15 protein-coding genes and 2 pseudogenes are annotated in these 9,399 nt (G+C 63.1%); 10 read left to right on the forward strand and 7 right to left on the reverse strand.

Going from position 1 to position 9,399, the window contains the following annotated elements:
• Window positions 1-5: 5 nt before the first annotated feature.
• A complete protein-coding gene (locus AYJ54_RS33670; RefSeq protein ID WP_063705938.1) occupies window positions 6-518 on the reverse strand; it encodes a DUF305 domain-containing protein in 513 nt (170 codons plus the stop codon).
• A 96-nt stretch (window positions 519-614) separates the two neighbouring features.
• On the opposite strand from AYJ54_RS33670, the gene AYJ54_RS33675 reads away from it, so the two are divergent.
• The 3 genes from AYJ54_RS33675 to AYJ54_RS33680 all read left to right on the forward strand — a co-directional run bounded on the left by AYJ54_RS33675 (window position 615) and on the right by AYJ54_RS33680 (window position 1,352).
• Window positions 615-809 carry a hypothetical protein gene (locus tag AYJ54_RS33675; protein ID WP_063705940.1) on the forward strand — a complete coding sequence of 65 codons (195 nt, stop codon included), beginning with the start codon at window positions 615-617 and terminating at the stop codon, window positions 807-809.
• A gap of 111 nt (window positions 810-920) precedes the next feature.
• Entirely contained in the window at window positions 921-1,052 is a 132-nt protein-coding gene (locus tag AYJ54_RS53600) for a hypothetical protein (protein ID WP_283808724.1), read from the forward strand.
• Between the two features lie 96 nt (window positions 1,053-1,148).
• Window positions 1,149-1,352, forward strand: a complete 204-nt coding sequence (locus AYJ54_RS33680) for a hypothetical protein (RefSeq protein WP_063705942.1) — start codon at window positions 1,149-1,151, stop codon at window positions 1,350-1,352.
• A gap of 142 nt (window positions 1,353-1,494) precedes the next feature.
• On the opposite strand, the gene AYJ54_RS33685 is transcribed toward AYJ54_RS33680, so the two are convergent.
• Entirely contained in the window at window positions 1,495-1,743 is a 249-nt protein-coding gene (locus tag AYJ54_RS33685) for a hypothetical protein (RefSeq protein WP_063705943.1), read from the reverse strand.
• A gap of 173 nt (window positions 1,744-1,916) precedes the next feature.
• On the opposite strand from AYJ54_RS33685, the gene AYJ54_RS51565 reads away from it, so the two are divergent.
• Together AYJ54_RS51565 and AYJ54_RS33690 are read left to right on the forward strand one after the other, a co-directional pair.
• Window positions 1,917-2,075, forward strand: coding sequence for a hypothetical protein (locus tag AYJ54_RS51565; RefSeq protein WP_201724293.1), 159 nt, complete (start codon window positions 1,917-1,919; stop codon window positions 2,073-2,075).
• A complete protein-coding gene (locus AYJ54_RS33690) occupies window positions 2,059-2,253 on the forward strand; it encodes a hypothetical protein (RefSeq protein ID WP_063705945.1) in 195 nt (64 codons plus the stop codon). The genes AYJ54_RS51565 and AYJ54_RS33690 overlap by 17 nt, the downstream gene beginning before the upstream one ends.
• Here the strand turns inward: AYJ54_RS33690 and AYJ54_RS48135 are convergent.
• The 5 genes and pseudogenes from AYJ54_RS48135 to AYJ54_RS33715 form a co-directional block, all read right to left on the reverse strand.
• Window positions 2,224-2,711 (reverse strand): annotated as a pseudogene (locus AYJ54_RS48135) (hypothetical protein). The gene AYJ54_RS33690 and the pseudogene AYJ54_RS48135 sit on opposite strands and share 30 nt — an antisense overlap.
• Entirely contained in the window at window positions 2,711-3,058 is a 348-nt protein-coding gene (locus AYJ54_RS33700; RefSeq protein WP_063705949.1) for a DUF3147 family protein, read from the reverse strand. Before AYJ54_RS33700 ends, AYJ54_RS48135 begins: the two are co-directional and overlap by 1 nt.
• Window positions 3,055-3,621, reverse strand: a complete 567-nt coding sequence (locus AYJ54_RS33705; RefSeq protein ID WP_063705951.1) for a phosphatase PAP2 family protein — start codon at window positions 3,619-3,621, stop codon at window positions 3,055-3,057. The genes AYJ54_RS33700 and AYJ54_RS33705 overlap by 4 nt, the downstream gene beginning before the upstream one ends.
• Window positions 3,622-3,720: 99 nt before the next feature.
• A pseudogene (locus tag AYJ54_RS33710) lies at window positions 3,721-4,273 on the reverse strand (DUF4142 domain-containing protein).
• Window positions 4,274-4,364: 91 nt separating this feature from the next.
• Complete coding sequence (locus tag AYJ54_RS33715; protein ID WP_063705953.1) at window positions 4,365-4,592, reverse strand: hypothetical protein; 228 nt, start codon at window positions 4,590-4,592, stop codon at window positions 4,365-4,367.
• Between the two features lie 211 nt (window positions 4,593-4,803).
• Between AYJ54_RS33715 and AYJ54_RS33720 the strand changes: the two genes are divergently transcribed.
• The 5 genes from AYJ54_RS33720 (at window position 4,804) to AYJ54_RS33740 (ending at window position 9,338) form a co-directional block, all read left to right on the forward strand.
• Complete coding sequence (locus AYJ54_RS33720; RefSeq protein WP_063705955.1) at window positions 4,804-5,178, forward strand: PRC-barrel domain-containing protein; 375 nt, start codon at window positions 4,804-4,806, stop codon at window positions 5,176-5,178.
• Between the two features lie 27 nt (window positions 5,179-5,205).
• Complete coding sequence (locus AYJ54_RS51570) at window positions 5,206-5,364, forward strand: hypothetical protein (RefSeq protein ID WP_201724294.1); 159 nt, start codon at window positions 5,206-5,208, stop codon at window positions 5,362-5,364.
• A 193-nt stretch (window positions 5,365-5,557) separates the two neighbouring features.
• The gene (locus AYJ54_RS33730) at window positions 5,558-6,718 is read left to right on the forward strand and encodes an HlyD family secretion protein (protein WP_063706115.1); all 1,161 of its coding nucleotides are present in this window, start codon (window positions 5,558-5,560) and stop codon (window positions 6,716-6,718) included.
• Window positions 6,715-8,334: a DHA2 family efflux MFS transporter permease subunit gene (locus AYJ54_RS33735; protein WP_063705958.1), complete on the forward strand. Its 1,620-nt coding sequence runs from the start codon at window positions 6,715-6,717 to the stop codon at window positions 8,332-8,334. Before AYJ54_RS33730 ends, AYJ54_RS33735 begins: the two co-directional genes overlap by 4 nt.
• A 266-nt stretch (window positions 8,335-8,600) precedes the next feature.
• Window positions 8,601-9,338, forward strand: a complete 738-nt coding sequence (locus tag AYJ54_RS33740; protein ID WP_063705960.1) for an SDR family oxidoreductase — start codon at window positions 8,601-8,603, stop codon at window positions 9,336-9,338.
• The last annotated feature ends 61 nt before the right edge of the window (window positions 9,339-9,399 follow it).

Here is a 9,399-nt window from a genome sequence, read left to right on the forward strand (position 1 = left end):
GCGGTCTATTTGTCCGCCATGGTGCGCTCCGCGTCCCTCAGTTGCGAACGCAGGAGCGGCAGTTGCTCGCGGGCGAAACTGGCAAGCGCAGCGTTGTCGGGCGCCCGCAAATAGCATTCGAGCAGGCTGATGGCAGATTCATATTCGGGGATTTGGGCCGCGTAGAAACTTCTGACGTAGGCGGGGCCATCCGAGCTTTCGGGCTCGGCCAGGCTTGCGCCGGCCAGCGTCGCTTTGCCGACGCGCGGTTCGGCGCCGATGGTCTGCTGAATGTCCTTCAGGATCCTGTCGCGCTTGGCCGCCTCTTCGACACGCAGGGCCGCGAGATGCTTGACCTCCGCACTGCCCTTCAAATCGGCGCTCTCCAGGAGGCCCTGCTGGAAGCGACTGAACGCGTAGAGGCCGCTGATGACATCGATCGCGCTCGACATGCGATCACGGAGCATCCGCTCGCCGGTGCTGTCGGCGAACCCCGCGGTGCTGATGAACAGCAAAGCTATCGCGACGAGAATTCGCATGGATGTCCAATGGCGCACGGCGCGCGAAGTTCCAGTAAAGGTTACGATCCGTTAAGGGCGGTTGCGCAATGGAGGTTCCGTGACCACGTTCCTAAAATGAAGCAGTCTGACATCTTCAGGGATAACGCTGAGAACTGCCTGCACCTCGCCGAGCGCGCGGAAGGGCAACCTGCCTACAAGCGCTATTCACGCATGGCGGAAGCCTGGATGGCCCTGGCCGAAGAGCAGGACTGGCTTGATGGCGAAGTCCCGCCCGTGGTGGTCCGCATCCCCCGAAAGCAGGATGCCTGACCGCTCTCGTTATCGTGAATCTGCGTGTGAGACCGCGCGCGGAACAACGATAGCGACCAATCGACAGGAACAGTCGCGTTGATTTTTTGACTCCAGAAGGAGGGTTTTCCGATGGCTCCGCGTCTGGCTCTTCTTTCGCTCGTTCTTGCCTTCGGCGTCTCTGTCGCTTTCGCGACGGTGACCACGGTGCGCCAGATCCATCTGGCGCATACGTCCGCGCCGGTGCACGCGGCGCGTAGCTAGCACCGCGAGCGCTCTCGCATGTGAGGATGCGCATCGGAACCTTCGACGCTTCGGCGCGTAGGCGCTCCAGGACATCAGAAGAGGCGAGAGAGCATCATGGCGCATTCTGACCACGGCATCGTCAAGGACAAGCGTGCGGAGGATCAGCCGCGCGACAAGCAGCGTGCGCAGAGCGTGCACAAATCAGAGAAGGGTCCGCCCTCGCGCGAGGCGACGCGCGATCCCAAGCTCAACGACGGCAGCAAGACGCCGGGCTCCGGCATGTTGCCGGATGATTCCGGAGACGCGCCGACCGGCTAGCTAGCTGAGGAACGAATCCGCACACGAAGAGTCGTCAGGTTGCTTCCGGCTGTCATGCCCCCGGTGCTCCGGAAGCAATCTCCAAGGACGGCCCCGGCACTCCCGTGCCGGGGTCGTTTTGTTCTGCGAGACAGCCTGTTGATCAATCCTCGCTGCCGCCTTCGGGATCTCCCTGAGTATGTCCATCGGGTCCGCGGCCGAACACGCCGAAGTCGCTTGACTTGACGCCGGCTGCAGCATCCACGCAGAGGGCTGCCAGCCCGAACTTGAGCAGTTCGCGGACCGCTGCCGCCCGCGTCGGCATGCGGTGTTTGAACCGGAAATCATCAATCGCGGCCAGTTCTTCCGGCGAGAGCATGACCTGAAGGCGCTCGGCGCGAAGGTCGTTCATGGTCAATCACGCAAAGTGATCAAGCTGAGTAGTTTGCTCAATGAACGAACTTGATGAGAGTTCCACAGGAGTCCGAAAAATCGCCTTATGAGTAATATAATCAAGTAAAATCAATAAGTTGTAATTGAAACGACTCGCGCGCGCGCGCATTCTCTTGGAAAGGGAGAGAGGCCATGACGGACGAAGTCAGGTTACCTCGCAAACTTTCCGAAGAGCCCGAAGCGCCGAAGCCGCTACGCGAAAGCCATCGGAAGGTTATCGAGCAACTGGAGCGCTGGGCCAACAGTCCTGGCCTGCAACCCCCGAGGACACGAGATGAGAAGGCGATCTGAGCCGCACACGTTCGAACAGCGTCTTGACGCGCAGAAGCAACGGCTTGAGCGCGAGCTGGTGAGCCTGCCGCACGGCAAGGAGCGCGAGGCCGTCGCGACGCGGATCGAGCAGCTTCAGGCCGCCGCCGAGATGCACGAATTCCTGTCGCTACGGGACGACGCGGGGGTTGTGCGGTGATTGCGACCAATGCCGGGACCGGCGCGGATGACGGGATATGGTACGGAGCTTCCGCCTGAGCGACCAGGCCGACACCGAAACCGCGGCCCAGGTTACGAGGGCGGCAACGAAGGCACCGAGAATGCTTACCGTCACGGCAACATGAAAGACGACTGCGAATGCAACGAGACCGATGCTGCCGAGCGCCGCGCCCACCGCATCGAGCGCTGCCGCCTCCTGTCCACGGCGTCGCCCGCTGAGCCCGGCTTTTTCTTTCGCGCGCCGCTCGTGGCTTTCGATCAGCGTCGCGCTGGCGCAAAAGATGGCGGGAAGGGCGAGGAAGAGCCCCCGACGGACAGGCCGAAGCGCGAGCCGATTACTCCCGCAAGGACCGTCACCAGCCCGCCGAGCACGAAACGAACGGCGTACTCGTACCAGTGAGTCTGCTTCAGCGCCGACGATGACAGCTTGACGAGCATCAGGCGGCGCCTCCGAAACCCGTGAGCAGACCGAAGGCGACTCCAAGCCAAACCGCGAAGGCGACGATGGTGGCGGGGAGTGCCGGGAGGCGAGACCTCATCAGCAAATGACGGACGGCGAGACTGTAGCAGACGAGCGCGACCGCGCCATAGATCATCGTCCAGCTTTCGGCCGCGGCGTAGCTCGCCCCATGCTGGACGACCGCGATGCCGAGCGTTGCCAGCCCGACCGACGGCGCGGCGCCCAGGAGCCCTGCGAAGCTCTTGGGTCTAAGCATGTCGCCCATGATTGCAAAGGCGGAAACGATCAAGCCGCCCGCGACGAAGCGCAGGAGATATTCGGTCATGGTCTTGTCCGCGAAGTGACGCGCCTGCGGCGCAGCTTCGTCAGCGTCCGCGGTCGGAGCAGCCTCTCGAAGCCGACGACCACGTCGCTGGCCCAATGCGCGAGCAGCGCGACGCGCGTCAACGAAAGTGCCACCGCGACAGCGCGCACCAGGCGACGCGGCCGTGCCGGCAGCAGGCCTGCGGCCGAGGCGAGCGCGCCCATGTGCACGGCATGACCGGAAGGGAATGCATCGTGGGATCGTCCGGAGAAGGGAACGCCGCGCCGATGGCCGCGAACCGTCAGCCGATCCGGCCTGATCTGGTCGAACACGGATTTCAGGACATGCGGCAGCACCGCTGTCGCCAGCGAAACCGTCAGGACGTGATTTGCAACGGGACGATCCTCGGGACGGCAAAGCCGGATGTAGAGCCAGCCCGCCGCGGCCATCGCGAGCAGCACATGCTCGTCCGCGCCCCAGGTCAGCGTCTCGGCGGCTTGCTCGAGCTCTGTATTGGTGAGATCTGCGATCTCATTGGCGATCGCAGTATCGATCCGAGTGGGTTTGACTGTTACGACTGCCATCGGTCTGCGGTCGGCGAGATATCCTCCGTGACAGTCTTGTAAAGCCGGCGAGACAATGATGGTTCCTGCATCGGAAGCGGAGCGGCGGCGCCCGCCTGCCTACTTGTTCGATTGGCCGACGCTCGGTGCCCTGCCGAGCTCCTTAGCCATCTCGAGGTGGTGCTTGAGCGCGGGTAGCGTCTTGCCGGCCCAGCCCTTCAGCTCGGGATTGTCGCCGCCCTTGGCGTAGCGCTCGAACAGCGAGACTGCGCCTTCATGTGCGTTGACCTGGCAGGAATTGTAATCCGAGCTGAAATCCTTGCCGGTCGCATTCTTGAGCTTGTCGAGCTTGCTCTGGTGCGAGCTGTCGAGCGTCGTCGGCAGGGTCGCCTGGATCTTGCCGTTGCCGACCAGGCTCTTCAGTTCGCCGCTGGTCTTGGTGTGGTCGGTCACCATCTGCTGCGCGAAGGATTTCTCCTGCGCAGTGCCCTTGCTCGGCGAGCTTGCTGGACTCGATCTCGAACATGTCGCTGATCGCGACCTCCTTGACGAAATCGGCGGTGGCCGGCGCAACGCCGAGGGCCGAATTGACGCCAGTCTTCTCGCCGAGCGACTGCGCAAGCGCCGGGCTCGCAAGAAGAATGCAGCTCAGGGCGATGATGGTTCGTTTCATGGTTCGGTCCCTCTGGCTCGGCAGCGGCCGTTTGTTGCCGCGATGTTTGTTTGCGCCGACCAACACGGCGCAGGGGCCGATGTTCCAAACGCTAGTCCGTCGGGTTTCGACCGGTGCGCGGATTGATCGGATCGGTTGGTTTGCGCCGAAGCCCCTCTGGTAGAAACGGCTCGCTCGGCGAGGCCGTCGGCTCGGCGCGCACGTCGGCATGACGTTGCGCGCGCTCGTGCGGTGTCTTGTTGTCGTTGAACTGTCGCTTCACATCGACGCCGTCGACAGGGTCGTTGACGCCATGCTGGATATCGCGAAAGTCGCTCATGGTTCACCTCATTCCTTTCCTAGCAGGAGACGCTGAACGATGAAGCAGGAAAACCGTCGGTGACATCGCAGGCGGCTCCCGATTTCCCGGCGTGGAAACTGCAAGAACGGCCCGTTTCCGGCGATGTTCCTGCCGGCTTGCGGAACACGTTCTCGGAACGATCGCGCGCGCATCCGGTTGGTCCTAACAATGGCTGAGTGGAGAAATTGAAATGTTGGACCAGCGTGAACTGGACCGCAGCGAGATGGGCCGGTTGATCGGCAGCGACAAGGTCGAGGGAACGTCGGTCTATGGCGCCGATCGCAACAGGATCGGTTCGATCGAGCGCGTGATGATCGACAAGATCAGCGGCAAGGTGTCTTACGCCGTGCTTGGTTTCGGCGGATTTCTGGGCCTTGGCAACGACCACTATCCATTGCCCTGGCAGTCGCTGAAATACGACACCGAGCTCGGAGGCTACGTCACCGGCATCACCGCCAAGGAGCTGGAAGGCGCGCCCAAATATGGCGAGCGGAGCGACTGGAACTGGGGCGACGATGCTGCGCTGCGTGGCATCAACGCCTATTACGGTGTTCCCGTCGCATAGCACTTCATGGCTGAGAGCGAGGAGCTGATGAGCAAGGAACGGCCCAACGACGATCCCCGGCATCAGAACGACTGGGGATCGCATGCGCAGACGGAAAAGCCCTGGAAGGGCAATCCGGAGAAGGAGCAGAGATCGGGCGAAGCAAAGCTAGATCTCGAGAAGTGGCATGAGAGCAAGACGCATTGACACGAGCGCCTTGACTGCATGAACGGAACAGCGCGGGCATTACCTGCGCTGATTTTTTGAGGCAGGCATTCACGAATGCCTAGTGTGCTCCCTGCGCCGGAACCTTGTTTCCGCGCTGCGGTTGGGCTCCGGGGCGCGCGAGCCTGGTTCAGCCCGCGTGGCGCCGGTTCAGTCTCCGATAGAGGTGTTCACCGTGGATGCTCAAACCCGGGAACGCGGGCCGTCTGCGGAGCAGCCGCAAAGGACGAAGGACGCTCCGAAGAACTCGCCCGACAAGCCCCGCGAGGGCGCAGGCCAGTCACAACAGCAGGCGCAGCCGCCATCGCTGCGCGACCGGCTTCGCGAGCACTGGTTGCTCGCCACGGTCAGCGCCATCGTGCTGCTCGCCGCGCTGGCGGGCGGTCTGCTCTACTGGCTACAGATCCGCCATTATGAATCGACCGACGATGCCTTCGTCGAGGCGCGCAGCTTTTCCGTGGCCTCGAAGGTTGGCGGCTACGTGACCGATATCCCGGTCACGGACAACCAGCATGTCCATGCCGGTGATCTCCTCGCCAAGATCGATGAGCGCGACTACCGGATCGCCGTCGATCAGGCCGCGGCGCAGGTAGAGGTCTCCAAGGCGAACATCGCCAATGTCGAGGCGCAGCTCGATTCACAGCAGGAGCAGATCAAGCAGACCCAGGCCCAGCTCGAACAGGCGCAGGCCCAGCTCCAGTTCTCGCAGGAGGAGTTCTCGCGCGCCGAGGACCTTGTCGAGAAGGGCGCCGGCACCGTGCAGCGCCAGCAGCAGACCCGCTCCGATCTCGGGGCGCAGCAGGCCAACACCGAGCGCGCGAAGACCGCGGTAACCGCGGCCGAGGTTGGCATCAAGACGCTTCAGGCTCAGCTCGAGGGTACGAAGGCGCAGCTCCAGCAATCGCAGGCGCAGCTGGATCAGGCCAGGTTGAACTTGCAATACACCGACGTCGTCGCGGCGCAGTCCGGCCGCGTCGTCAAGCTCAGCGGCGCCAAGGGCACCTTCGTCACGGCGGGGCAGAGCCTGATGATGTTCGTGCCCGATGAGGTCTGGATCGTCGCCAACTACAAGGAAACCCAGCTAAGCGACATGCGGCCGGGACAGCCGGTCGAGATCCGCATCGATGCCTATCCCGGACGCAAGCTGACCGGCCATGTTGATTCCGTGCAGCCCGGCTCAGGCACCGCGTTCAGCCTGCTGCCGGCGGAGAATGCCACCGGTAATTTCGTCAAGGTCGTGCAGCGCGTGCCGGTGAAGATCGTGGTCGACAACTGGCCGGGCGATCTGCCGGTCGGTCCCGGCATGTCGGTCGTACCCTGGACCAAGGTGCGATGACGCATATCGCGCAAGGCGGCGCGTCGGCCGGCGGGTGGTCGCCGGAGCGCTCGGCGGCCGGCGGGCACAATCCCTATCTGATCGCCTTCGTGGTCTCGATCGCGACCTTCATGGAGGTGCTCGACACCACGATCGCCAACGTCGCGTTGCGCCACATCGCCGGCGGGCTCGCCGTCGGCCTCGACGAGAGCACCTATGTCATCACCAGCTATCTCGTCGCCAACGCCATCGTGCTGTCGATCTCGGGCTGGCTTTCGACCGTGTTCGGCCGCAAGCGATTCTATATGATGTGCGTCGCGACCTTCTCGGTTGCTTCGTTGTTCTGCGGCCTTGCCTGGAGTTTGCAGGCGCTGGTGTTGTTCCGCATTCTGCAAGGGCTCGGCGGAGGCGGAATGGCGACCAGCGAGCAGGCGATCCTCGCTGATTCTTTTCCGCCGCAAAAACGCGGCCAGGCGTTTGCGATCTATGGCGTGGCCGTCGTGGTCGCACCGGTGATCGGACCGACGCTCGGCGGCTGGATCACCGACACCTATTCCTGGCACTGGGTATTTCTGATCAACGTGCCTATGGGACTGATCTCACTGTTCCTGGTCGGCACGCTGGTCAAGGAGCCGTCGGGCGCGGAAGAGGAGAGGGCGGAGCTGTTGAGCAAGGGCCTGCGCGTCGACTATGTCGGCTTCCTGCTGGTCGCGATCGGCCTCGGTTCGCTCGAATTCGTGCTCGACGAAGGCCAGCGCAACGACTGGTTCGGATCGAACATGATCGTGACCTTCGCGCTGCTCGCGGCCACATCCCTGCTCGCGCTGATCCCATGGGAGCTGACGCGCGAGGATCCCATCGTCGACATCCGCCTGCTTGGCAGGCGGCAGTTCGGGTCCTGTTTTCTGGTCATGCTCGGCACGTTTGCGGTGCTGATCTCAACGACGCAGCTCTTGCCGCAGCTCTTGCAGACTGAGCTGGGCTACACCGCCATGCTCGCGGGACTGGTGCTATCGCCTAGCGGCGTCGTGACCATGATGTTGATGCCGGTCGCGGGACGACTGGTCACGATAGTGCAGCCAAAATATCTGATCATGTTCGGCGCTGCGATTGCCGCACTTTCCATGTGGCATCTGACCGGGTTAACCGGGGACATCACCTACGGCTATGCCGCACTGGCGCGGGTTTATCTCGCGGTCGCTCTTCCCTTCCTGTTCCTTCCGGTGACGATGGCGTCCTATGACGGGCTGCCACCCGAGAAGACCAACCAGGCCTCCGCGCTGATCAACGTCGCCCGCAACATCGGCGGCTCCATGGGCGTGGCGCTGGCGCAGACGATTTTGGCGCAGCGTCAGCAATTCCATCAAAGCCGGCTGATCGAGCACGCCGCGCCGTCCGACATCGGCTATCAGCAGAGCATCGATGCGATGACGCGCTTCTTCCAGGCGCAAGGCTCGAACGCGACGGACGCCGCATCCCAAGCCATCGCATGGGTCGGCAAGACCTTGCAGCAGCAGGTCGACCTCCTCGCCTATATCGATGTGTTCTGGATTCTCGCCATCATCGCCGTGCTGATGATCCCGACCGCAGCGGTGCTGCGCCCGATCGACCTGCACGCGCCGGCACGGGGGCATTGAGGTAATTGCGTCCCCAACGTCGTTCTGGCTTTCGCCAGGACGACAGCGGAGGTGTGGCCTCGCTCCGAAGCCCAATATTCGGCGATCTCACCGGCGCCAGTAAGTCTGAAAAAAAAGAACGAACTTGAAGGGTAAGGGAACACGCGAGCCAGCGTCCACCTCTCAAATTTGATACTTCTATTTTGGAACTATAACTTCCCAGTCAATCACACCATCCGCACGCGACGCTCGTCCAGGCGTCGCGGCGTTCACCGGAGGAGGCGACCTTGCCCAAGCGAAACGCCACAGCCGCCGTCATCGGCGCTGGCGACTACATCGGTGCCGAGATTGCCAAGAAATTTGCCGCCGAGGGCTTTTCGATCTTCGCCGGCCGCCGCAACGGCGACAAGCTTGCGCCGCTCGTGCAGGACATCGAGGCTGCCGGCGGCGAGGTCCACGCGCGCTCGCTCGATGCGCGCAAGGAAGAAGAGATCATCTCCTTCCTCAATGACGCCGACAAGCATGCGCCGCTCGAGGTCTGCATCTTCAACATCGGCGCCAACGTCAATTTCCCGATCCTCGACACCACCGAGCGCGTGTTCCGGAAAGTTTGGGAGATGGCCTGCTATTCCGGCTTCCTCGCCGGTCGCGAGGCAACGCGGCTGATGCTGCCGCGCGGCGGCGGCAACATCTTCTTCACCGGCGCCACCGCCTCCTTGCGCGGCAGCAGCGGCTTTGCGGCCTTTGCCAGCGCCAAGTTCGGCCTGCGCGCAGTGGCGCAGGCGATGGCGCGCGAGTTGGGGCCGAAGAACATTCACGTCGCCCATCTCATCATCGATTCCGGTGTCGACACCGAATGGGTGCGGCAGCGCCGGCTCGAGGCGCTCGGGCCGAATGCGCTGGACAATCCCGACCTGCTGATGCCGCCGTCGTCGGTCGCCGACGCCTATTGGCAGCTCTATCAGCAGCCGAAGAGCGCCTGGACCTTCGAGATGGAGATCCGGCCGTTCGGAGAGAAATGGTGACCGCGGCGCAAAAGTCCGGCTAGACTGATCCCAACGCGAACCAAAACTCCGGGAGGCGAGT

It is taken from the genome of Bradyrhizobium centrolobii (assembly GCF_001641635.1).
Lineage (GTDB): Bacteria > Pseudomonadota > Alphaproteobacteria > Rhizobiales > Xanthobacteraceae > Bradyrhizobium > Bradyrhizobium centrolobii.